General features: G+C 68.7%; 20 protein-coding genes. 14 read left to right on the forward strand and 6 right to left on the reverse strand.

Going from position 1 to position 22,076, the window contains the following annotated elements:
* Positions 1-34: 34 nt before the first annotated feature.
* The 6 genes from TSO5_RS04700 to TSO5_RS04725 all read left to right on the forward strand — a co-directional run bounded on the left by TSO5_RS04700 (position 35) and on the right by TSO5_RS04725 (position 7,655).
* Positions 35-1,192, forward strand: a complete 1,158-nt coding sequence (locus tag TSO5_RS04700; protein WP_109150483.1) for an amino acid ABC transporter permease — start codon at positions 35-37, stop codon at positions 1,190-1,192.
* Between the two features lie 8 nt (positions 1,193-1,200).
* Positions 1,201-2,391: an amino acid ABC transporter permease gene (locus TSO5_RS04705; protein ID WP_348981047.1), complete on the forward strand. Its 1,191-nt coding sequence runs from the start codon at positions 1,201-1,203 to the stop codon at positions 2,389-2,391.
* 20 nt (positions 2,392-2,411) lie between these two features.
* A complete protein-coding gene (locus tag TSO5_RS04710) occupies positions 2,412-3,155 on the forward strand; it encodes an amino acid ABC transporter ATP-binding protein (protein WP_109076463.1) in 744 nt (247 codons plus the stop codon).
* Positions 3,156-3,204: 49 nt separating this feature from the next.
* On the forward strand, positions 3,205-3,912 hold the full coding sequence (locus TSO5_RS04715; RefSeq protein ID WP_109150485.1) for a response regulator: 708 nt from the start codon (positions 3,205-3,207) through the stop codon (positions 3,910-3,912).
* Positions 3,913-4,336: 424 nt separating this feature from the next.
* Positions 4,337-6,559 carry a methyl-accepting chemotaxis protein gene (locus TSO5_RS04720; RefSeq protein ID WP_109150486.1) on the forward strand — a complete coding sequence of 741 codons (2,223 nt, stop codon included), beginning with the start codon at positions 4,337-4,339 and terminating at the stop codon, positions 6,557-6,559.
* A 55-nt stretch (positions 6,560-6,614) separates the two neighbouring features.
* On the forward strand, positions 6,615-7,655 hold the full coding sequence (locus tag TSO5_RS04725; protein ID WP_109150487.1) for an amino acid ABC transporter substrate-binding protein: 1,041 nt from the start codon (positions 6,615-6,617) through the stop codon (positions 7,653-7,655).
* 163 nt (positions 7,656-7,818) lie between these two features.
* On the opposite strand, the gene TSO5_RS04730 is transcribed toward TSO5_RS04725, so the two are convergent.
* From TSO5_RS04730 to TSO5_RS04750, 5 genes are all read right to left on the reverse strand, one after another.
* Positions 7,819-8,532: an ABC transporter ATP-binding protein gene (locus TSO5_RS04730; RefSeq protein WP_109150488.1), complete on the reverse strand. Its 714-nt coding sequence runs from the start codon at positions 8,530-8,532 to the stop codon at positions 7,819-7,821.
* Positions 8,522-9,277: an ABC transporter ATP-binding protein gene (locus TSO5_RS04735; protein ID WP_109150489.1), complete on the reverse strand. Its 756-nt coding sequence runs from the start codon at positions 9,275-9,277 to the stop codon at positions 8,522-8,524. The genes TSO5_RS04730 and TSO5_RS04735 overlap by 11 nt, the downstream gene beginning before the upstream one ends.
* Positions 9,274-10,335 carry a branched-chain amino acid ABC transporter permease gene (locus tag TSO5_RS04740; RefSeq protein ID WP_109150490.1) on the reverse strand — a complete coding sequence of 354 codons (1,062 nt, stop codon included), beginning with the start codon at positions 10,333-10,335 and terminating at the stop codon, positions 9,274-9,276. Before TSO5_RS04740 ends, TSO5_RS04735 begins: the two co-directional genes overlap by 4 nt.
* Positions 10,332-11,201, reverse strand: a complete 870-nt coding sequence (locus TSO5_RS04745) for a branched-chain amino acid ABC transporter permease (RefSeq protein WP_109150491.1) — start codon at positions 11,199-11,201, stop codon at positions 10,332-10,334. The genes TSO5_RS04740 and TSO5_RS04745 overlap by 4 nt, the downstream gene beginning before the upstream one ends.
* 169 nt (positions 11,202-11,370) lie before the next feature.
* Positions 11,371-12,555 (reverse strand): ABC transporter substrate-binding protein, encoded by a 1,185-nt coding sequence (locus TSO5_RS04750; protein WP_109150492.1) that lies wholly within the window; start codon positions 12,553-12,555, stop codon positions 11,371-11,373.
* Between the two features lie 348 nt (positions 12,556-12,903).
* On the opposite strand from TSO5_RS04750, the gene TSO5_RS04755 reads away from it, so the two are divergent.
* From TSO5_RS04755 to pcaG, 8 genes are all read left to right on the forward strand, one after another.
* The gene (locus TSO5_RS04755) at positions 12,904-13,764 is read left to right on the forward strand and encodes a CoA transferase subunit A (RefSeq protein WP_109150493.1); all 861 of its coding nucleotides are present in this window, start codon (positions 12,904-12,906) and stop codon (positions 13,762-13,764) included.
* Complete coding sequence (locus TSO5_RS04760) at positions 13,764-14,558, forward strand: CoA-transferase subunit beta (RefSeq protein WP_109150494.1); 795 nt, start codon at positions 13,764-13,766, stop codon at positions 14,556-14,558. The genes TSO5_RS04755 and TSO5_RS04760 overlap by 1 nt, the downstream gene beginning before the upstream one ends.
* A 4-nt stretch (positions 14,559-14,562) precedes the next feature.
* Positions 14,563-15,762, forward strand: coding sequence for a 3-oxoadipyl-CoA thiolase (gene pcaF, locus TSO5_RS04765; RefSeq protein WP_109150495.1), 1,200 nt, complete (start codon positions 14,563-14,565; stop codon positions 15,760-15,762).
* Positions 15,763-15,920: 158 nt separating this feature from the next.
* Positions 15,921-16,718: a 3-oxoadipate enol-lactonase gene (gene pcaD / locus TSO5_RS04770; RefSeq protein WP_109150496.1), complete on the forward strand. Its 798-nt coding sequence runs from the start codon at positions 15,921-15,923 to the stop codon at positions 16,716-16,718.
* A gap of 14 nt (positions 16,719-16,732) precedes the next feature.
* On the forward strand, positions 16,733-17,131 hold the full coding sequence (gene pcaC, locus TSO5_RS04775) for a 4-carboxymuconolactone decarboxylase (RefSeq protein WP_109150556.1): 399 nt from the start codon (positions 16,733-16,735) through the stop codon (positions 17,129-17,131).
* Between the two features lie 6 nt (positions 17,132-17,137).
* On the forward strand, positions 17,138-18,511 hold the full coding sequence (locus tag TSO5_RS04780; RefSeq protein ID WP_109150497.1) for a 3-carboxy-cis,cis-muconate cycloisomerase: 1,374 nt from the start codon (positions 17,138-17,140) through the stop codon (positions 18,509-18,511).
* 25 nt (positions 18,512-18,536) lie between these two features.
* On the forward strand, positions 18,537-19,259 hold the full coding sequence (gene pcaH, locus TSO5_RS04785) for a protocatechuate 3,4-dioxygenase subunit beta (RefSeq protein ID WP_109150498.1): 723 nt from the start codon (positions 18,537-18,539) through the stop codon (positions 19,257-19,259).
* A gap of 6 nt (positions 19,260-19,265) precedes the next feature.
* Positions 19,266-19,823: a protocatechuate 3,4-dioxygenase subunit alpha gene (gene pcaG / locus TSO5_RS04790; protein WP_109150499.1), complete on the forward strand. Its 558-nt coding sequence runs from the start codon at positions 19,266-19,268 to the stop codon at positions 19,821-19,823.
* Positions 19,824-19,923: 100 nt separating this feature from the next.
* Here pcaG and TSO5_RS04795 read toward each other — a convergent pair whose 3' ends face one another.
* Complete coding sequence (locus TSO5_RS04795) at positions 19,924-21,987, reverse strand: methyl-accepting chemotaxis protein (RefSeq protein WP_247870591.1); 2,064 nt, start codon at positions 21,985-21,987, stop codon at positions 19,924-19,926.
* Between the last annotated feature and the right edge of the window lie 89 nt (positions 21,988-22,076).

Raw genomic sequence — 22,076 nt, forward strand, 5'->3', positions numbered from 1 at the left:
GCTGAGTCCCCTCTCCCCCGCACGGAGCAACACCATGACAAACCCGGTCCAGGCGCTGAATTCCGCGCGCGTGCGGGGGTGGCTGTATCAGGCATTGTTCCTGGCCTGCGCCCTCGCCGTCGCCTGGTATCTCGTTTCCAACACGCTGACCAACCTCGCCACCCGCGGCGTCGCCACCGGCTTCGGCTTCCTGCACCGCGAGGCCGGCTTCGAGATCGGCGAGAGCCTGCTCTCCTATTCCGCGTCCGACACCTATCTGAAGGCGCTGGTCGTCGGGCTGCTGAACACGCTGGCGGTGTCGGCCGCGGGCGTGGTGCTGGCGACCGTGCTGGGCGTGCTGATCGGCATCGCGCGGCTGTCCTCCAACTGGATGGTGAACCGCTTCGCCACCCTGTATGTCGAGACAATCCGCAACGTGCCGCTGCTGCTGCAGCTGGTGGTCTGGTACACCATCATGAACCGGCTCCCCAGCCCGCGCGAGGCGCTGGAGATCGTGCCGGGCATCTTCCTCAGCAACCGCGGCATGAAGTTCCCGGTGCTGGTAGAGCATGCCGGCCATGGCTGGGCCCTGCTGGCGCTGATCGCCGGCATCGCCGCGGCCATCGCCATCGTCCGCTACGGCCGCCGCCACCGCGAGACCACGGGCAAGCCCTTCCCCACCCTGCCGGCCGCCATCGCCGCCGTGCTGCTGCCGCCGGCCCTGGTGTTCGTCGCCACCGGCGCGCCGCTGGCCTTCGACGTGCCGGTGCTCTCCGGCTTCAACTTCGAGGGCGGCGGGTCGGTCACCCCCGAATTCACCGCGCTGCTGATCGGCCTGTCGGTCTACACCGCCGGCTTCATCGCCGAGATCGTGCGCTCCGGCATCCTCGCCGTACCGCATGGCCAGACCGAGGCTGGGCTGGCGCTGGGCCTGTCGCCGGGCAAGATCCTGCGCCTCGTCATCCTGCCGCAGGCGCTGCGCGTCATCGTGCCGCCGCTGACCAGCCAATACCTGAACCTGACCAAGAACAGCTCGCTGGCCGTCGCCATCGGCTATCCGGATCTGGTCAGCGTCTCCAACACCTCGGCCAACCAGACCGGACAGGTGGTGGAGGCGGTGGCGATGATGATGCTCGTCTATCTCATCATCAGCCTTGCGATCTCCGGCTTCATGAACTGGTACAACCGCCGTGTGGCCCTAGTGACGCGATGAGGGACCCGATGAGCAAGCAGTACCCGGCCGATCAGGCCCCCGTCTCCGCCGGTCCCATTCCCACCGGTCCCGTCGCCCCCGCCCGCTGGGCCGCCTCCTACGAGGAGGAGCCGACCCAGGCTTCCGCCCCGCCGCAGGCCAACGGCATGACGGCGCTGAAGCCCTTCGGCTGGGCCAAGGACAATCTGTTCAACACGCCGCTGAACACCGTCCTGACCCTCGCCTGCCTCGGCCTCCTGTGGCTGGTGGTGCCGCCGATGGCGAACTGGCTGGTGCTGAACGCCAGCTGGTCCGGTTCGTCGGAGGCCTGCCGCGAGGCGGCCGGCGCCTGCTGGTCGGTGATCGTGGTCAAGCACCGGCTGATCTTCTTCGGCACCTATCCCTATGACGAGCAGTGGCGCCCCTTCCTGGCCTGCGCGCTGTTCGTGGCGATGCTGGGCGCCAGCGGCGTGCGCGCCTTCTGGCGGCCCTGGCTGGCCGGCGCCTGGGCGCTGACGCTGGTCGGCATGGGCGTGCTGATGTGGGGCGGCGTCGCCGGTCTCAGCTATGTGCCGAACGACCGCTGGGGCGGTCTGCCGATCACGCTGATGCTGTCGGTCTTCTCCATCGCCATCGCCTTCCCGCTGTCGATCCTGCTGGCGCTGGGCCGCCAGTCGTCGCTGCCCGCCATCCGCACCTTCTGCGTCGGCTTCATCGAGACGATGCGCGGCGTGCCGCTGGTCAGCGTGCTGTTCATGGCGTCGGTGATGTTCCCGCTGTTCCTGCCGGAAGGCGTCACGGTGGACAAGCTGCTGCGCGCACTGGCCGGCATGACGCTGTTCACCGCCGCCTATCTGGCCGAAGCCGTGCGCGGCGGGTTGCAGGCGATCCCCAAGGGCCAGTACGAGGCCGCCGACGCGCTGGGCCTCAGCTACTGGCAGAAGACGGTGCTGATCGTCCTGCCGCAGGCTCTGCGCATCGTCATTCCGCCCATCGTCAACCAGTTCATCAGCGCCTTCAAGGACACCTCGCTGGTCACCATCGTCGGCCTGTACGACCTGTTGACCGCCGCCACCGTGGCGACGACCGACCCCGAATGGCGCCCCTACTTCGCCGAGGTCTATGTCTTCGCCGGGCTGATGTTCTGGATCTTCTGCTTCAGCATGTCGCGCTACAGCCAGTGGCTGGAGCGTCTGGCCAACCGCTACAACCGCCGCTGACCGGCTCTGGAGACCGAGCAATGACCGAGAACGCCATCATCGAACTCCGCAAGGTCGGCAAGTGGTACAACAGCTACCACGCGCTGCGCGACGTCAGCATCAGCATCGGCAAGGGCGAGAAGGTCGTCGTCTGCGGCCCGTCGGGCTCGGGCAAGTCGACGATGATCCGCTGCATCAACCGGCTTGAGGCGCACCAGACCGGCCACATCATCGTCGACGGCATCGAGCTGACCGACGACGTGAAGGCGGTGGAGAAGATCCGCCGCAAGGTCGGCATGGTCTTCCAGAACTTCAACCTGTTCCCGCACCTGACCGTTCTGCAGAACCTGACGCTGGCCCCGATCTGGGTCCGCGGCATGGCGAAGTCCGAGATCGAGGAAATCGCCATGATGTACCTGAAGCGGGTGCGCATCCCCGATCAGGCGCACAAGTTCCCTGGTCAGCTGTCCGGCGGCCAGCAGCAGCGCGTCGCCATCGCCCGCGCGCTGTGCATGCGGCCGGAGATCATGCTGTTCGACGAGCCGACCTCCGCGCTGGACCCCGAAATGGTCAAGGAGGTGCTGGACGTGATGACCGAGCTGGCGGGCGAGGGCATGACCATGGTCTGCGTCACCCACGAAATGGGCTTCGCCCGGCAGGTCGCCGACTCTATTGTCTTCATGGCCGAAGGCTCGATCATCGAGAGCGGGTCGCCGGCCGAATTCTTCGAGAACCCGAAAAGCGAGCGCACCCGCCAGTTCCTGGGCCAGATCCTGGAACATTGAGGCGGACCCACTGGCAGGGTGGGGCGAGGAAAAGGCGGACGAGACGGCCATGCCAGCGACCATTGCCATCACCGACGACGACGCGGTGACGCGCGAGACGCTGAAGTCCTACCTGACGGACGAGGGCTTCGACGTCCTGCTGGCCCGAAGCGCGGAGGAGCTGAAGGATCTGCTGGCGGCGACGGCGGTGGACCTCGTGCTGCTCGACATCCGGCTGCCGCGCCAGGACGGGCTGACCCTGACCCGCGAACTGCGCGCGGTGTCGGAGATCGGCATCATCCTGGTCAGCAGCCGGGCGGAGAAGCTGGACCGCATCATCGGGCTTGAGATGGGGGCCGACGACTACATCGCGAAGCCGTTCGAGCCGCGCGAGATCCTGGCGCGGGTGCGGAACCTGCTGCGCCGGCTGAAGGCGCCGGGCGACCAGCGCGACGACCGCCGGCGCTGCTTTTCCGGCTGGACGCTGTGGCTCGATCGCATGCGCCTGACCGATCCGCAGGGCAACCCGGTGCGGCTGACCGGCGCGGAGTTCGAACTGCTGTCGACCTTCGTCTGCAACCCCGGCCGGGTGATGAACCGCGACTATCTGCTGACGGCGACGACGCGGCGCAAGACCGACGCCACCGACCGCACCATCGACAGCCTGGTCCGCCGCCTGCGCCGCCTGATCGAACCCGACCCCGCCGACCCGCGCCTGATCGTCACCGTCCACGGCACCGGCTACCTCTTCGCCGGCGACGTGACGCAAGACGGGTGAGCACGCCCTCTCCCGCCCCGGGAGAGGGCTACAGCCACCGAACCCCGAGCAAACTCCCCCGTCGCTTCAGTCTTGCGGCGGCCACGCGCTCGGCAACCTGGGCCACGGAAATCGCGGAAATTTTTCGCGCGTTCCCGTGGCCCATTCTTTATGCACCGAAGCAGGCAACCGGCCTCTTCCGAAGTCAACCCGCCACACACGGTTGCTTTTCGTCTTGCAGCATTCCCCCATGGGAAAGTCATAGACCGCCCGTCTGCTCACGAAAGCCGTCTGACGTCTTTCCACCGGCATTCCCGCTTGTCTCAAATGCAAACCAAAAGACACGAGCTGTTCACAATTAGACGCTAAACCGTTCAAAGAGCCCTGCGACGATGTGCGCGTAGCAATCCGTGGAACCGTTTTTGTGGCGGCGGGGGGTTTGGGCATGACGGCGATCTCGACGAAAGCAGGCGTAACGGGCGGCACCCTGGACGACGGCGGCGCGCGCCACCGCTTCTGGACCCTGCGCCGCGCCATGGTGTCGGTGGTGGGCGTGCTGGTGGCGGCGCTGATCGCCAGCCAGGCCTGGGTGTCGCAACGCTACACCGACTTCGCGCTCGAAACCTTCGACAGCAGCGCGGCGGCGACCCTGCGGGTGCTGGCCAACGACCGCATCCGCAAGAACTACACGGAGTGGCTCCAGAACCACGCCAACGAATGGAGCCGCGATTCCTTCCTGGTCGACAGCATCAACCAGAAGGACCCGGCCAAGACGATGCTGGCGCTGAAGAACATCAACGCGCGGCCCGTGGTGGTCGACCGCGAGGTGCGGCTGGTCTCGGTCGCCGTCTATGACGCCGACATGGCCCGCATCGCCGCCACCGGCGGGGAGCAGGACAGCGTCGCCACCGTCGCCCCGCTGTTCGAGGCGCTGAAGTCGCGCGACATCGCCGACAAGCGCCGCCCGGCCAGCCTGCTGTGGCGCGACGGCCAGGGCCGGCCGCTGTTCAGCATGATCGTGCCCATCGGCGGCTTCCGCGTCCTGGGCTTCCTGGAGGTGGTGACCGATCCGCTGCCCGCCCTGTCCAGCCTGGGCGCCGTTCTCGACGCCGACATCCGCTTCACCGACGGCAAGGGTGGCGTGCTGTTCGAGGCCAAGGGCGGCGAGCCGTCGGCCCACGCGCAACTCTCCACCACCACCGTGTCGCTCGGCGGCGACGGCGGGCTGCCCTGGGCAACGGCGGAGATCTCGCGCGACGTGTCGGAGTTCGTCGGCGCGACGGAGGCTCTGCGAAACGACGCACTCAAAATGGTCGGCGCCTTCGCATTGGCCGTCGCCATCGCCGCCGCCCTGCTGCTGCGCGTCGCCGTCTTCGCCAACCTGCGCAAGTTCGCCCGCGCCATGGAGCAGATCGCCGCCGGCGACCTGTCCATCGAGATCCCCCGCACCGGCCGCGACGAACTGGCGGTGATGGCGACCGCGCTACGCCACCTGCGCGGCAGCGTGGAGCAGGTTCTGCTGATGAAGCGGATGGTCGACAGCAGCCCGGTGCCCACCGCCCTGCTCCGCACCGACGGCCAAGTAGGGTTCGTCAACCCCGCCGCCCGGACCTTCTGCGAGGCGCACGGCATCGACCCCGCCGGTCCCGACCTGCTGGCCCAGGGCCCGGACTTCACCGCCGACTGCACCGACCCGACCCGCCCGCCGATCCCGCGCCGCACCCTGACCGTGGGCGAGACGACGGTGGAGGCCCATGTCGACACCGTCTTCGACGACCAGGGCAACGTGCTGGGCAAGACCCTGTCCTGGACCGACGTGAGCGAGCAGATGCGCTCCGCCGCGCTCGCCCGCCAGCTGATGGAGGACGTGCATCAGGTGGCGTCCGGCGTCGCCACCCAGTCGGGCCAGCTGCGCGAGCTTGCCGACGCGCTGCGCCGGGAATCGGCCGGCACCATCGACAGCACGGTCAGCGCCGGCAGCTTCGTCGCCGAGAGCAACCGCAACGCCGCCACCTGCAACGACAGCGCCGGAACGCTGATGGACACCATCGGCACGGTCTCCAGCCTCGCGACCGAGGCGGCGGGCGTGGTCGGCGCCACGCTGGGCGAGCTGTCGGCCGCCCGCGAGGTGGTCGGCCAGCTGGGCGAGAACACCGAGCAGATCCGCCGCATCGTCGACGTCATCACCGGCATCGCCCACCAGACCAAGCTCCTGGCGCTGAACGCCACCATTGAGGCGGCGGCGGCCGGCGTCGCGGGCCGCGGCTTCGCCGTGGTGGCGGCGGAGGTGAAGAAGCTGGCGGAGGAGACCGCCAATGCCACGGTGCAGATCGCCAGTTCGGTCGGCGCCATCAACGGCAGCATCCAGAACACCGTCGGCACCTTCGCCCGCATCTCCGGCTCGGTCGAGCGCATCAACGAGGTGCAGGACCTGATCGGCGAAGCGGTGGCCCGCCAGACCGAATCCTCCACCGACATCCGCAACCGCGTCGGCGTGATCGCCGGCAACACGGGCGAGGTGGCGGCGCTGATCGACGGCGTCAGCGCCCAGGCGGCGCGCACCGGCGGCATCGCCGCCTCGTTGACCGAGACGGCGAACACGCTGGCCGAGGAAGCCGCTTCGCTGCATAGTCTGCTCGGCACGCTGCGCGCCGGGCAGGCGGCCTGACCCCGCCCGCCGCACAATGGCGGGGACTGGGACGGGCCAGGGGACGGACCGGGGAATGGGTGTCGGGATGCGGCTGCTGTTGCTTCTGCTGCTGGCGCTGGTGCTGGCCTCACCGGCGCTGGCTCCACCGGCCCAGGCCGAGGACGGCGACACACTGGAGCGCATCCACAGCCGCGGCTTCCTGATCTGCGGCCTGCGCAGCGGCGTCAGCGGCATCTCCTTCTCCGATCCGCAGGGGCATCTCGACGGCTTCCTGGTCGATGTCTGCCGGGTCTTCGCCGCGGCGACCCTGGGCAACGCCCAGGCGATCCGCGTCGTCCGCCTGCCGGAAAAGCCGCAGGAATTCCAGGCGGTCGAGAAGCACGAGGTCGACGTGGCGCTGACCACCACGACCTGGACCTTCAGCCGCGACCTGTCGCACGACATCGAATTCCTGATGCCGCTTCTGCATGACGGCCAGGGCTTCGCCATCCACGCAGACGGCGCGCCGCCGCCGCTCGACCGGCTCGGGCCGCGGACGGTCTGCGTCAAGACCGCCACCACCACGGTCCGCAACCTTGAGGACTATATCCGCAAGTCCGACCTGCCCTGGACGATCCGCACCTTCCAGACGCTGGACGAGGCGTTGCAGGCCTTCCTCGCCCATGAATGCGACCTGCTGACCACCGACCGCACGGTCCTGATCACCTCGCTGGCCGGCTACCGCCAGGCGGGGATGGGCATCACCATCTACCCCGACGTGATCTCGCGCGAGCCGCTGACGCCCTACATCGCGCGCGGCGACCGCAACTGGTACGACATCACCCGCTGGGTCCTCCACGCCATCGTGCTGGCCGACGCCAAGGGCGTCACCGCCGCCGACGTGCAGACCGGCCGCATCCCCGACGACCCCGAACTGCACCGCATGCTGGGCCACGCCGGCAACGTCGCCCGCACGCTGGGCCTGCCCGACGACTGGGCCCTGCAGGTGCTGGCGCAGGTCGGAAACTACGGCGAGATCTTCGACCGCAACCTCGGCACCCCCTACGGCATGGACCCCGGCCTGAACAAGCCCTGGACCGAGGGTGGGTTGCTGTACGCGCCGCCGTTCCGATGAAAACCTCCCTCTCCCGCCCCGGGAGAGGGAAGGGGCCCATGCGGAGCATGGGAAGGGTGAGGGGTAATCCAAGGAACCATGCGGTTCGGGATTCTTGCCCTACCCCTCACCCTCCCGCCTTCGGCGGGTCCCTCCCTCTCCCGGGGCGGGAGAGGGCATTTCTCTAAGCCGCCAGCGCCACGCCCAGATGGCGTTCCAGCAGCGCCGGATCGGCCTTCGCCTGCGCAGCCGACCCGGCATGCACCACCCGGCCGCGGTCGAGGAAGACCACGCGGTCGGCGAAGTCCAGCGCCCGGTCGACCTGCTGCTCCACCAGCAGGATGGTCATGTCCAGCTTCGACAGCGCCGCCATCAGCGTGTCGCAGATCACCGGCGCCAGCCCTTCCAGCGGTTCGTCGAGCAGCAGCACCGTCGGCTTGCCGAGCAGCGCGCGGGCGACCGACAGCATCTGCTGCTCGCCGCCCGACAGCTCGCCGCCGCCATTGCGCCGCCGTTCGCCCAGCCGGGGGAACAGCGCGTACGCCTCCTCCAGCGCCGAACGCGGACGGCCCTTCAACCCGGTGACGAGGTTCTCCTCCACCGTCAGGGATTTGAAGATGTCGCGCGTCTGCGGCACATAACCCAGCCCCGCCGCCGCCCGCGCCGAACTGCTCATCGTCCCCAGCTCCACCCCGTCCAGCCGGATGCTGCCGCCATGACGGGTGGTCTGGCCGACCAGCGTCGCCAGCGTCGTCGTCTTCCCCACCCCGTTGCGGCCGAGCAGCGCCAGCCGCCCGCCCGCCGGAACGCTGAGCGACACGCCGTCGAGGATCAGCGTCTTGCCGTAGCCGGCGCGCAGATCCGCCACCTCAAACGCTCCGACAGCTTCAGTGGGCATCGGCGCGGCTCCCCAGATAGACCTCGCGCACGCGCGGGTCGGCGACGATCTCCTTGGCGGTGCCGCTGCACAGCAGCCGCCCCTGCGCCAGCACGACGATGGTTCTGGCGAAGCGGAAGACGAGGTCCATGTCGTGCTCGATCATCAGCACCGCCAGATCCTTGGGCAGCCGGTCGATGGCGTCGAGGATGCGCTGGCTCTCCGAATGCGGCACGCCGGCCGCCGGCTCGTCGAGGATCAGCACCTTCGGCTTCATGGCCAGCGCCAGCGCGATCTCCAGCAGCCGCTGCTGCCCATAGGCCAGCGAGCCGACCGCCGAGTGCGCGACCTGCGTCAGCCCCATGGTGTCGAGCAGCCCCGTCACCTCATCGGCCAGCCCGGCCACCTTGGCGACGTTGGCGAACAGCCGGAAGGTGCGGCGGTCGCGCTGCAGCACCGCCAGCTCCAGATGCTCGCGCACCGTCATCGACTTGAACAGCCGCGCCACCTGAAAGCTGCGGATCAGCCCCAGCCGCACCCGCTCCGCCGCCGACAGTTTCGTGATGTCACGGCCGTCCAGCCGGATGGTGCCGGCGCTGGGCGGGATCACCCCGGTGACGAGGTTGACGAAGGTCGTCTTCCCCGCCCCGTTCGGCCCGATCAGGGCGCAGCGGTCGCCGGCATTCAGCGTCATGGAGATGTCGGACGACACTTGGAGGCCGCCGAAATTCTTGGACAACCCCTCGACTTCCAACAGTGCCGTCATGCCCGGTCCTCACCATTGTTTTGCGATGGGCCCCGCAGCAGCCCGCCCAGCCGCTCCACCCCCGAGGCGATGCCGCCGGGCAGGAACAGGACGATGCCGATCAGGAACAGGCCGATGAAACCCATCCAGTGGAAGGGGTCGCTGGCGGCCAGGATGTGGTGGATGCCCATGAAGGCCGCCGTGCCGATCACCGCGCCATAGAGCCGCCCGGTGCCGCCCAGCACCAGCATCACCAGCGCCTCCGCCGACCAGGGGAAGCCGGCGCTGTCCAGCCCGACGATGCCGCTGGTCACCGCGGTCAGCGCGCCCGCCACCCCGGCGAACACCCCGGCCACGCCATAGAGCACCACCAGATAGGATTTCGGCGACCCGCCGATGGCGGAGATCCGCAGGGGATCCTCGCTAACCCCGCGGCAGGCCAGCCCGAAGGGCGAGCGCACGATCCGCCGTGCCACCAGCAGCCCGACCACCAGCACCGCCAGCGCGAACAGGTAGGAGGTGCGACCATACATGTCGAAGCGGAACATCCCCAGCACCGGCGCCGGGTCGATGCCCGACAGCCCGTCGCTGCCGCCGGTCCAGTCGCGCGCCTTGTTGGCGACCTCCTGCACGATCTGCCCGACCGCGATGGTCAGCATCAGCAGGGTCAGCCCACGCGCGTGCAGGATCAGCGCGCCGGTCGCCAGCGCGATCAGCCCGCCGGCCAGCCCGCCGGCCGCCAGCATGACGAAGGGGTCGTTGTTCCAGTTGACCGCGACGATGCCGGCGGCATAGGCGCCGGTGCCGAACATCGCCGCCTGCCCCAGCGTGGCGATCCCGCCATAGCCGAGCACGAGGTCGAGCGACAGCACGAACAGGGCCGAGGCGGCGATGCGGGTCAGCAGCGCCAGATCGTCCGGCAGCAGCCAGAAGGCGGCCAGCCCGACCGCCGCGACCAGCGGAATGCCGATCCAGCCGAGATCGCGGCGGGCCGCCAAGGAAGTGCCCAGCGGGGTGCGTCGGGTCATGCTGCCGCCCTTGCTGTCGCCGTTCTCGTCCCGCTCGGCGACGCTCGTCATGCCGTCCTCCCTTTGAAGAAGCCGTGAGGCCAGCGGAACAGGATCAGGATCAGCGCGGCGTAGAAGAAGAACTCGCCGAAACTCGGGATCAAGTATTTGCCGGCGGTGTCGACGATGCCCAGCGCCAGCGCCGCCGCCGCCGAGCCGAAGATGCTGCCCGCCCCGCCGACCGCCACCACCGCCAGGAACAGCACGATGTAACGGATGGCATAATAGGGCTCCAGCGGCAGCAGTTCCGCCCCCAGCACCCCGCCCAGCGCCGCCAGCCCGGTGCCGAGCGCAAAGGTCGCCAGATAGAGCCGCTCGGTCCGGATGCCCAGCGCCGCCGCCATGGCGGGATCATCGACCGCCGCGCGCAGCCGGATGCCGAAATCGGTGCGCTCCAGCAGCCACCACAGCCCCAGCAGGGTCGCCGCCCCGGCGGCGATCACGAAGGCGCGGTGGGTCGGGATCGCCTTCGGACCCAGCTCCACCGTGCCGGTCAGCAGCTCCGGCAGCGGAATGCGCTTCAGCGTCGGGCCGAACAGGTAGTTGATGCCGGCGACGATGACGAAGGTCAGCCCGATGGTCAGCAGCACCTGCGCCAGTTCGTTGGCCGAGCCGTAGATACGGCGGTAGAGCAACCGTTCCAGCGGCAGCGTCGCCAGCACCGTCAGCGCCACCGCCACCACCAGCGCCGCCGCATAGGGCAGGCCTGCCTCCTGCGCCGCATAGGACGCGACATAGCCGCCGACCATGGCGAAGGCGCCATGCGCCAGATTGACCACCCGCATCAACCCCAACGTCACCGACAGCCCGACGGAGATGATGAAGAGGATCATGCCGTAGGCGACCCCATCGACGGCGATCCCGAACATGGTTTCCATGATGTGCGTCCGTCTGCGCTGTTTCCGGTGCCCCCTCCCTAACCCTCCCCCGCTTTCAGCGGTGGAGGGGACTACCGCCGCTCCGCATAAGGCACCCTCTCCCGCCAAAGGCGGGGGAGGGTTGGGGAGGGGGCACCCTCACCACCACGCCAGCTTCAAAGATCCCCCCTCACTTCGCCAACTTGTACCCATAGTCCGGCTGCTTCGGGAACGCCTGCTTCTCGACATTCTCCAATTTGCCGTCGACCTTCTCCACCGTGCGCAGATAGATCGTCTGGGTGACGTGGCGGCTGTCCGGGTCGATGGTCAGCGGCCCGCGCGGGCTTTCCCAGCTCATGCCCTTCACCGACTCCACCGCCTTGGCGCCGTCGATCTTGCCGCCGCTGTTCTTGATCATCTGATAGATGACGTGCGTGCCGTCATAGGCGCCGACCGAGGTGAAGGTGACGCTGTCGACCGAGCCGAACATCTCCTTGTGCTTGGCGACGAAGGCCTTGTTCATCGCCGAATCATGGGCGCGGCTGTAGTTGAAGCTGGTGGTGATGCCCAACGCCGCGTCGCCCAGCGCCGGCAAATCCGGTTCCTGGGTCAGGTCGCCGGGGCCGAAGAACTTGATGCCCGCCGCCCGCAGCCCGGTGTCGTTGAAGGCCTTGGCGAAGGCCAGCGTCGCCGGCCCGGCCGGCAGGAAGGCATAGACGGCCTCGGCGCCCGAATCCTTGATCCGCTGCATGAAGGGCGCGAAGTCGTTGGACTTCAGCGGCATGCGGATGGTGTCCACCACCGTGCCGCCATTCTTCTCGAAGGTGGTCTTGAAAGCGGCCTCGCCGTCGATGCCGGGGCCATAGTCGCTGACCGCCGACACCGCCTTCCTGATGCCCTGCTTGGCCATATATTCGGCCAGCGGCACCGTGTTCTGCCACAGGGTGAAGGAGGTGCGGACATAACGCGGCGACTTCTCCGTGATGGCGGAGGTGGCGGCGTTGAAGATGACGCAGGGGATGTTCGCCTCGTCGATCAGCGGGGCGACGGCCAGCGCGTCCGGCGTGAAGAAATAGCCGGCGAGGAAGGACACCTTGTCCTTGACGATCAACTCTTGGGACAGCGCCTTGCTTTGTGACGGGTTCGGCTGGTCGAGGTCCTTGTAGATGAACTCCACCGTGTCGTTGCCGACGGTCTTGCCATGTTCGGCCTGATAGACCTCGATCGCTTCCTTGAAGCTCTTGCCGACCACGCCGAACGGCCCGGAGAAGGGCGCCACGACGCCGACCTTGATGGTGGCGGCGCCGGCCGGACCGGCCGCCAGCGCCAGACCGAACGCCGCACCCAGCAGCGCGTTGCGCAGAGTCCTCGTCATTGTCCCTCCCACATGTGACCATATGCCGGCGCCGGAACTCCCAATCGCTGGGTCCCGGTCATTGACTGTTGTGCCAACCGTACTGAGGGACGGACGAACCGTCAAGTGCGATATTTGATGTAACGTTCTATAATCGCACAAAATCAGCTTTCCATCTAATATGTTGGTACAAAACGATTTTCAGTCAATACGCCATGTACAGCGCCGCACAAAGCTCATGTTGCGGCGCAATAAGGGCGATAAACGCCCCACATTTGCCGTTTTCGACCTTGACACCAAGCCGTCGCCGTCGCCACTCTGTGCGTAAAGATGAATGTTCGTGCGGTTTTCGCGCATTCGGGAGGTCATATGGCGAAGATCACGCCCCTGCGCGAGGCGGTGGCGAGCCTCGTGCAAGACGGCGACACCGTCGCCCTGGAAGGATTCACCCACCTGATTCCCCATGCCGCCGGGCACGAGATCATCCGGCAGGGCCGGCACGACCTGACGCTGGTGCGCATGACGCCGGACCTGATCTACGACCAGATGATCGGCATGGGCTGTGCCGCGAAGCTGATCTTCTCCTGGGGCGGCAATCCCGGCGTCGGTTCCCTCCACCGCTTCCGCGATGCGGTCGAGCAGGGCTGGCCGCACCGGCTGGAAATCGAGGAGCACAGCCATGCCGGCATGGCCAACGCCTATGTCGCCGGCGCCTCCAACCTGCCCTTCGCCCTGCTGCGCGGCTACACCGGCTCCGACCTGCCGAAGGTCAACCCGAACATCCGCTTCATCGAATGCCCCTTCACCGGGGAGAAGCTGGCCGCCATCCCCTCCGTCCGCCCGGACGTGACGGTGATCCACGCCCAGAAGGCCGACCGCCGCGGCAACGTCCTGCTCTGGGGCATCCTCGGCGTCCAGAAGGAGGCGGTGCTGGCCGCCAAGCGCTCCATCGTCACGGTGGAGGAGATCGTCGACGATCTGGAGGCTCCGCCGAACGCCTGCGTGCTGCCGAGTTGGGCGCTCTCCGCCGTCTGTCCCGTCCCCGGCGGCGCCTATCCGTCCTACGCTCAAGGCTATTCGGAGCGCGACAACCGCTTCTACAAGGCGTGGGACCCCATCGCCCGCTCGCGCGACGACTTCCGCGCCTGGATGCAGCGCCATGTGCTGGACACCGACGATTTCGCCGGCTTCCGCCGCATGCTGGCCGAAAGCATGAAGGAGGCCGCGTGATGAGTGCAGCCCCTCTCGACTTCACCGCGACCGAGATCATGACGGTGGCGGCCAGCCGCCTGCTGAAGGACGGCACCGTCTGCTTCGTCGGCATCGGCCTGCCCTCCACCGCCGCCAACCTCGCCCGGCTGACCCATGCGCCCGAGGTGGTGCTGATCTATGAATCCGGCCCGATCGGCGCCAAGCCGACGGTGCTGCCGCTGTCGATCGGCGACGGCGACCTCGCCCTGACCGCCGACACCGTGGTCGGTACGCCGGAGATCTTCCGATACTGGCTGCAGGGCGGGCGGATCGACGTCGGCTTCCTCGGGGCCGCGCAGGTCGACCGCTTCGCCAACATCAACACCACCGTCATCGGCCCCTATGACGCACCCAAGGTGCGGCTGCCCGGTGCCGGCGGTGCGCCGGAGATCGCCTCCCAGGCCAAGGAGGTCTTCATCGTCCTGAAGCAGAACCCGAAGGCCTTCGTCGCCAAGCTGCCCTTCGTCACCTCCGCCGGTTACCTCGACGGCTTTGAGGCGCGGGCCAAGGCCGGCATCCCCGGCGCCGGGCCGACCGCGGTCATCACCGACCTCGGCATCCTCACCCCCGATCCGGTGAGCAAGGAGCTGACCCTGACCGGCATCCACCCCGGCGTGACGGTGGAGCAGGTGAAGGCCGCCACCGGCTGGGACCTGAAGATCTCGCCCGACCTGAAGACCACCGAAATCCCGGACGCCGGAACCCTGACGGCGCTCCGCGACCTCCAGGCCCGCACCGCCGCCGCGCACGGGCAATCTGGCGGAGAAGGATAAAGCAATGCGTGACGCTTACATCTGCGACGCCATCCGCACCCCCATCGGCCGCTATGCCGGAGCCTTGTCATCGGTGCGCACCGACGATCTCGGCGCCGTGCCGATCCGCGCCCTGATGCAGCGCAACCCCTCGGTCGACTGGGCCGCGGTGGACGACGTCATCTATGGCTGCGCCAACCAGGCGGGCGAGGACAACCGCAACGTCGCCCGCATGGCAGCATTGCTGGCCGGCCTGCCCGACGCGGTGCCGGGGACGACGATGAACCGGCTCTGCGGCTCCGGCCTCGACGCGCTCGCCACCGCCGCCCGCGCCATCAAGGCGGGCGAGGCCGAGCTGATGATCGCCGGCGGGGTGGAAAGCATGAGCCGCGCCCCCTTCGTCATGGGCAAGGCCGACACCCCCTTCTCCCGTCAGGCCGAGATCTTCGACACCACCATCGGCTGGCGCTTCGTCAACCCGGCCATGAAGGCGGCCTATGGCACCGATTCGATGCCGGAGACGGCGGAGAACGTCGCCGACGACTGGAAGATCGCCCGCGCCGACCAGGACGCCTTCGCGCTGCGCAGCCAGGAGCGCGCCGCCCGCGCCATCGCCGACGGCAGCATGGCCCGCGAGATCGTCCCCGTCACCATCCGCACCCGCAAGGGCGAGACAATGGTGACGACCGACGAGCATCCCCGCGCCACGACCATCGAGGCGCTGTCGGCCCTGAAGCCGATCGTCCGCCCCGGCGGGACGGTGACCGCCGGCAATGCGTCCGGCGTCAATGACGGCGCCGCCGCGCTGCTGATCGCCTCCGAAGCGGCGGTGAAGCGTTTCGGCCTGACCCCGCGCGCCCGCATCCTCGGCGGCGCCACCGCCGGCGTCCCGCCGCGTGTCATGGGCATCGGCCCGGTCCCCGCCACCCGCAAGCTGCTGGAGCGTCTCGGCCGCAGCATCGCCGACATCGACTTGATCGAACTGAACGAGGCCTTCGCCGCCCAGGGTCTTGCCGTGCTGCGGGAGCTTGGCCTGCCCGACGACGCCGCCCATGTGAACCCGCAAGGCGGCGCCATCGCGCTCGGCCATCCGCTCGGCATGAGCGGCGCCCGTCTGGCGACCACCGCGCTCTACCAACTCGAACAGTCCGGCGGCCGGACGGCGCTCTGCACCATGTGCATCGGCGTCGGTCAGGGCATCGCGGTGATGATCGAGCGGGTGTAGCCTCAGGCTTCGAATGCCCCCTCCCCAACCCTCCCCCACCTGCGGTGGGAGAGGGAGTTAAGCGCAAGAGCGGCGGAGTTCCCTCTCCCGCGAAGCGGGGGAGGGTTAGGGAGGGGGCAAAAAACATCACCGCCCAATAACCGTCAGCGGAAGCCCCCATGCCCTTCATCGAAGCCGCCGGCATCACCCAGCACTACGACCTGACCGGCCCGGCCGACGCGCCGGTGCTGCTGTTCGCCAACTCCATCGGCACCAGCTTCCACATCTGGGACGCCGTGGTGCCCCTGCTGTCGCAGCGCTACCGCATCCTGCGCTACGACATGCGCGGCCACGGCCTGACCCAGGTGACGCCGGTCACCGACGATGCCGGCTACAGCATGGACCTTCTGGCCGACGACGCCGCCGGCCTGCTCGACGCGCTGGGCATCGAACGCGCCCATGTCTGCGGCCTGTCGATTGGCGGCATGATGGCGCAGCGCCTTGCCGTCAAGGCGCCCGGCCGAATCCACGGTCTGATCCTGTGCGACACCGCCGGCGTTATCGGCCCGCAATCGGTCTGGACCGACCGTATCGCCGCCATCCGCGCCCGTGGCATGACCGCGATTTCCGACGGGGTGATGGCCCGCTGGTTCACGCAAGCCTTCCGTGACGGCCGTCCCGACCAGATCCGCGGCTACACCGCCATGGTCGCCCGCACCACCGAGGACGGCTATGTCGGCTGCTCGATGGCGATCCGCGACGCCGACCTGCGTGCCGCCAACGCCGCCATCACCGCCCCCACCCTGGTGATCTGCGGCGAGCATGACGTCGCCACCCCGCCCGACTCCGCCCGCGAGTTGGCTTCCGGCATTCCCGGCGCCCGCTTCGAGCTGCTGCCCGGCGCCGCCCACATCCCCGGCGTCGAAAAGCCGGCGGAGCTGGCCGCCCTGATCGACGGCTTCCTGAGGGACCTCTGATGGACGACCTGGATATGAAGGACAGGGATCTCTACGACCGCGGCATGGCGGTGCGCCGCTCGGTGCTGGGCGACGCCCATGTCGACCGCTCGCTGGAGCGCGCCACCGGGTTCGATGCCGATTTCCAGGAGTTCATCACCAAGACCGCCTGGGGCCAGATCTGGACCCGGCCAGGCCTGGACATCCGGACGCGCAGCATGCTGACCATCGCCATGCTGGCGGCGCTGGGCAAGGATGGCGAACTGAAGCTGCACATCCGCGCCACCCGCAACACCGGCGTCACCCGCGACGAGGTGAAGGAAATCCTGATGCAGGCCGCCGTCTATGCCGGCGTCCCCGCCGGAAACCACGCCATGGCGCTGGCCCGCGCCGTTTATGCCGAGATGGATGAAGAGGACGCCCGGAAAGGGTAAAAAGCCATGACCGCCATCCACCATGCCGACCCGCTGCTCGACCCGCTCTTCACCAGCGACGCGGCGGCCGACGCTTTCTCCCCGACCGCAAGGCTGCAGGGCATGCTGGATTTCGAGGCGGCGCTGGCGCGGGCGGAGGCGGCTGTCGGCGTCATCCCCTCGCACGCCGTCCCGGCCATCGAGGCGGCGTGCAAGGCCGACCTCTACGACCTGACCGCGCTGGGGGCGGAGGCGGCGCTGGCCGGCAACACCGCGATCCCGATGGTCAAGCACCTGACCCGCGCGGTGAAGGCCGCCGACGAGGAATCCTCCCGCTACGTCCACTGGGGCGCTACCAGCCAGGACGCCATGGACAGCGGCCTGATGCTTCAACTGCGCCGCTTCCTCGTCGGACTCGACGCCGATCTGGCAGCCTTTGCCGACGGCTTGGCCGACCTCGCCGACCGCCACCGCGCCACGCCGATGGTCGCCCGCACCTGGCTGCAGCACGCCCTGCCCACCACCTTCGGCCTGAAGGCCGCCGGCTGGCTCGACGCGCTGGGCCGCGACCGCCAGCGCATCGCCGCCGCCCGCAACCGCCTCGCCCTGCAATTCGGCGGCGCCGCCGGCACGCTTGCCGCATTGGGTGACGCCGGCCCGGCGGTGGCGGAGGCTCTGGCGAAGGAGTTGGACCTCCCCCTGCCCGCCCTGCCCTGGCATGCCAGCCGCGACCGCATCACCGAACTGGCCTCGGCCCTCGGCATCCTCGCCGGCACACTGGGGACGCTGGGCCGCGACATCTCGCTGATGATGCAGATGGAGGTCGCCGAAGCCTTCGAGCCGAGCGCCCCCGGCCGCGGCGGCTCCTCCACCATGCCGCACAAGCGCAACCCGGTGTCCTGCGCCATCCTGCTCTCCACCGCCATCCGCGCTCCCGCCCTGGTCGGCGGTCTGCTGGCGGCGCAGGTGCAGGAGCATGAACGCGGCCTCGGCGGCTGGCATGCCGAGTGGCAGGCGCTGCCCGACCTCTGCCGCCTCGTCGCCGGCGCCGCCCGCCACGCCCGCGAGACCATCGCCGGCCTGACCATCGATGCCGAGCGCATGCGCGCCAACCTCGACCTGACCCGTGGCCTGATCCTGGCGGAGGCGGTGACCATGGCTCTCGGTGACCGCATGGGTCGCATGGCCGCCCATTCCCGCGTGGCCGACGCCAGCCGCCGCGCATCCTTCTCCGCCCGCCCCCTGCGCGACGTGCTGGCCGAGGATGCCGAAGTGGTCCAGGCGCTGGGCGCTGACACCCTCGACCGCCTGTTCGACCCGCTGAACTACACCGGCTCCGCCTCCCACTTCATCGACCGCGTTCTGGACAACCATAAGCAAACACAAGGTCGGCAAAGCTGACCGTTCCCAAGGAGGGCCCCCCAAGATGGACACAGCCGTTCAGGAGTCGGAGGGCGATTTCAGCCCCCGCGATTGGGCGCAACACCCGCCCTACCTGTCGCCGCTCTACAAATCGACGGTGCTGCGCTCGCCGTCCAAGCCGCTGATCCCGATGAAGCAGTGCCTGTCGGTGCGCAGCGGCCCGGTGTTCGGCCATGACAGCGTCGATCCGCTCGACAACGACCTGACCAAGAACGGCCGCGTCAACGGCGAGCCGATCGGCGAGCGCATGATCGTCACCGGCCGCGTGCTGGACGAGAGCGGCCGGCCGGTGCCGCACACGCTGCTGGAGATCTGGCAGGCCAACGCCTGCGGCCGCTACGTCCACCGCTGGGACCAGCATGACGCGCCGCTCGACCCCAACTTCTTCGGCGCCGGCCGCTGCATCACCGATGCGGAGGGCCGCTACCGCTTCACCACGATCAAGCCCGGCGCCTATCCCTGGGGCAACCACCACAATGCATGGCGCCCGGCCCACATCCATTTCTCGCTGTTCGGGCCGTCCTTCCTGACCCGTCTGGTCACCCAGATGTATTTCCCCGGCGATCCCCTGCTGCCGCTCGACCCCATCTACAACGGGGTGCCGGAGGGCGCGCGCGAGTTGCTGGTCTCCCGCTTCTCCATCGACGTGACCGAACCGGTGTGGGCGCTCGGCTATGAATTCGACATCGTCCTGCGCGGCCGGCAGGCCACGCCGATGGAGGGCTGACCCGAGATGACCACGATGCTGAAACAGACCCCGTCCCAGACCGTTGGGCCCTATTTCGCCTATGCCTGGACCCCGGAACTCTACGGCCGCCGCCCGCTGGCGACCAACCGGCTGGCCACCCGCGACATGCCGGGCGAGCACATCCGCATCGAAGGCGTCGTCTATGACGGCGACGGTGCGCCGATCCGCGACTGCGTGGTGGAGATCTGGCAGGCCGGCGCCGACGGCAAGCACGCCCCCGGTGCGGCAGGCTTCGGCCGCTGCGGCACCAACGACGCCGGCTACTATTTCTTCGACACGGTGAAGCCCGGCGTCTGCGAGACCGGCCACGCCCCGCACATCGCGGTGACGGTGTTCGCCCGCGGCATGTTGAGTCACGCCTTCACCCGCCTGCACTTCTCCGACGAGACGGCGGCGAACGCGACGGACCCGGTGCTGACGACCGTCCCCGCCGACCGCCGCGACACCCTGATCGCCCAGCGCGCCGAAGTGCCGGGCGGAGTCGTCTACCGCTTCGACATCCGCCTGCAGGGCGAGGGGGAGACGGTGTTTTTTGACTGTTGAGGTGAACTCAGGCCGCCGGGTGCCCCCTCCCCATCCCTCCCCCACCGAAGTGGGGGAGGGATGGGGAGGGGGCATCGTCAGCCGACACCCCCGACACCCCTCACCCCTCGCGGATCGTCGCCACGAAGCGCTGCACTTCGGTCCGCAGCTGCGCCGACTGGTGCGACAGCGTGTCGGCCGCCGCCCGCGCCTGGGCGGCCATGCTGCCGGTTTCGCTGGCGGCGCGGGTGACGCCCTCGATGTTGGTCGACACCTCGCGGGTGCCGGCGGCGGCCTGCTGAACGTTGCGGCTGATCTCGCGGGTCGCCGCCCCCTGCTCCTCCGCCGCGGCGGCGACGGCGGTGACCGTCTCGCTGATGCCGACGATGGTGCGGCCGATGGCCTGGATGGCGCCGACGGCACTGCCGCTGACCGACTGGATCTCGGCGATCTGGGCGGCGATCTCCTCCGTCGCCTTGGCGGTCTGGCTGGCGAGGTTCTTCACCTCCTGCGCCACGACGGCGAAGCCCTTGCCGGCCTCGCCCGCCCGCGCCGCCTCGATGGTGGCGTTCAGCGCCAGCAGGTTGGTCTGGCCGGCGATCGACTGGATCAGGTTCACCACGTCGCCGATCTTCTGCGCCGCTTCGGCCAAGCCGGCGACGGTGCCGTTGGTCTTCTCGACCTCGCCCACCGCGTCGTTCGCCATGCGCGACGAGGCGGCGATGCGCTGGTTGATCTCCTCGATGGAGTGGGCCAACTCCTCCGCCGCGGCGGCCACCGTCTGCACGTTGCTGCTGGCGACATCGGCGGCGCTGGCGACGGCGGAGGCCTGCGCGTTGGTCTGCTCGGCGATGGCCGACAGCCCTTCCGAATCGGTGCGGATCAGCTCCGCCTGCTCGGTCACGCTGGCGACCACGCCGCCGACCGTGCCCTCGAACCGGTCGGCCATGCGGGCCAGATCCTGCCTGCGCCGTTCGGCGGCCTGCGCCTCGTCCCGGCGGCGCTGCTCCTCCATCTCGGCGACGCGGCCGGCATTCTCCTTGAACAGCTGCAGCGCCTTGTTGATCGACCCAATCTCGTCGGCGCGGTCGCGGTCGCGCACCTCCACGTCCTGCCGGCCGGCGGTCAGCGCCTCCACCGTCGCGATGATCCGGCGCAGCGGCGTGCCGACGATGGTCCGGGTCGACAGCCACAGCGCCAGCAGCAGGCCGGCGGTCAGCAGCACGGCGCCGATTGCGATGAAGTTGCGCAGCTCGACCTTCGGCACTTCGACCTGATTCATCGGCAGATTGATCAGCACCGACCAGGGCGTGCCGGTGTCGCCGATGTCGACCGGCTGGAACAGCTGCTTGACATCGGTCTTCAGGCTGGCCGACACCGAGAAATGGGCGAAGGGCTTGCCGTCGCGGATGGCGGGCAACGCCTCCTTCAGCCGTTCGTTGGTCTGCAGGATCGACTTGCCCATATGGTCGGCGTTGCTGTAGCCGGCCCACAGGCCGCCGTTGGAGATCAGGAAGACCGACCCCGTCCCGAAGGGCTTCGCCGTCTTCAGCTCGTTCCAGATCTCGTCGGTGGCGATGTCGACGCCGGCGACGCCGACGAACTTGCCGCCTTCCATGATCGGAACCACCAGCGACACCATCAGGATGGTCTTGCCGGCCACCACATAGCTGTAGGGTTCGACGATCACCTCCTTACCGGTGCGCTTGGCCTGCTGGTAATAGAGGCCGTCGGGGCCGGGATCGTCATAGGCGGTCAGCGCCTCCAGCTGGACCTTGCCGCTGCCGCGGTTCCAATAGGAAATGAAGCGGCCGCTGGCGTCGCTGCCGGCGCTGTTGACGAAGTCGGAGTCCTTGCCGTCCAGCGCGTTCGGCTCCATGCCGACCCACACGCCGATCAGGGTGGGATTGCTCTCCAGCAGGCTTTTCAGCCAGTCGTTCAGCTTGGCGCGGTCGGTGACGCCGCTGCGTTTCAGGCTCAGCAGGGTGGTCCGCATCAGGCGGCTGATGTTCATGGCGTCGTTCAGGCGCCGCTCGACGGTTTCGGCATGGAATTTGCCGAGTTCGTCCCCGACCTTGAAGGACAAGGCGTCGGTATCGGCCCCGCTCTTGGCGGAGATCACGACCGTGCCGATCCCCAGCCCGACCAGCAGAACCACGCCGATCGCCAAAACCAGTTTGGTCACCAAAGGCAACTTCTTGAACATCGATGATCCCCACGACATACCCGGACAAGGGTCCGACACCCCCGACCGACTGTCGCGCAGTTCTGTTA

The organism is Azospirillum sp. TSO5, from assembly GCF_003116065.1.
GTDB lineage: Bacteria > Pseudomonadota > Alphaproteobacteria > Azospirillales > Azospirillaceae > Azospirillum.

Excerpts from the sequence above, each read along its gene's own strand:
- TSO5_RS04725 (WP_109150487.1), top strand. The coding sequence starts at position 6,615 with ATGGGTGTCGGGATGCGGCTGCTGTTGCTTCTGCTGCTGGCGCTGGTG.
- pcaH (WP_109150498.1), top strand. The coding sequence starts at position 18,537 with ATGGACACAGCCGTTCAGGAGTCGGAGGGCGATTTCAGCCCCCGCGAT.
- pcaC (WP_109150556.1), top strand. The coding sequence starts at position 16,733 with ATGAAGGACAGGGATCTCTACGACCGCGGCATGGCGGTGCGCCGCTCG.
- pcaG (WP_109150499.1), top strand. The coding sequence starts at position 19,266 with ATGACCACGATGCTGAAACAGACCCCGTCCCAGACCGTTGGGCCCTAT.
- TSO5_RS04730 (WP_109150488.1), bottom strand. The coding sequence starts at position 8,532 with ATGCCCACTGAAGCTGTCGGAGCGTTTGAGGTGGCGGATCTGCGCGCC.
- TSO5_RS04715 (WP_109150485.1), top strand. The coding sequence starts at position 3,205 with ATGCCAGCGACCATTGCCATCACCGACGACGACGCGGTGACGCGCGAG.
- TSO5_RS04735 (WP_109150489.1), bottom strand. The coding sequence starts at position 9,277 with ATGACGGCACTGTTGGAAGTCGAGGGGTTGTCCAAGAATTTCGGCGGC.
- TSO5_RS04750 (WP_109150492.1), bottom strand. The coding sequence starts at position 12,555 with ATGACGAGGACTCTGCGCAACGCGCTGCTGGGTGCGGCGTTCGGTCTG.
- TSO5_RS04740 (WP_109150490.1), bottom strand. The coding sequence starts at position 10,335 with ATGACGAGCGTCGCCGAGCGGGACGAGAACGGCGACAGCAAGGGCGGC.
- TSO5_RS04720 (WP_109150486.1), top strand. The coding sequence starts at position 4,337 with ATGACGGCGATCTCGACGAAAGCAGGCGTAACGGGCGGCACCCTGGAC.
- TSO5_RS04705 (WP_348981047.1), top strand. The coding sequence starts at position 1,201 with ATGAGCAAGCAGTACCCGGCCGATCAGGCCCCCGTCTCCGCCGGTCCC.
- TSO5_RS04710 (WP_109076463.1), top strand. The coding sequence starts at position 2,412 with ATGACCGAGAACGCCATCATCGAACTCCGCAAGGTCGGCAAGTGGTAC.
- TSO5_RS04700 (WP_109150483.1), top strand. The coding sequence starts at position 35 with ATGACAAACCCGGTCCAGGCGCTGAATTCCGCGCGCGTGCGGGGGTGG.
- TSO5_RS04745 (WP_109150491.1), bottom strand. The coding sequence starts at position 11,201 with ATGGAAACCATGTTCGGGATCGCCGTCGATGGGGTCGCCTACGGCATG.
- TSO5_RS04755 (WP_109150493.1), top strand. The coding sequence starts at position 12,904 with ATGGCGAAGATCACGCCCCTGCGCGAGGCGGTGGCGAGCCTCGTGCAA.
- TSO5_RS04780 (WP_109150497.1), top strand. The coding sequence starts at position 17,138 with ATGACCGCCATCCACCATGCCGACCCGCTGCTCGACCCGCTCTTCACC.
- pcaD (WP_109150496.1), top strand. The coding sequence starts at position 15,921 with ATGCCCTTCATCGAAGCCGCCGGCATCACCCAGCACTACGACCTGACC.
- pcaF (WP_109150495.1), top strand. The coding sequence starts at position 14,563 with ATGCGTGACGCTTACATCTGCGACGCCATCCGCACCCCCATCGGCCGC.
- TSO5_RS04760 (WP_109150494.1), top strand. The coding sequence starts at position 13,764 with ATGAGTGCAGCCCCTCTCGACTTCACCGCGACCGAGATCATGACGGTG.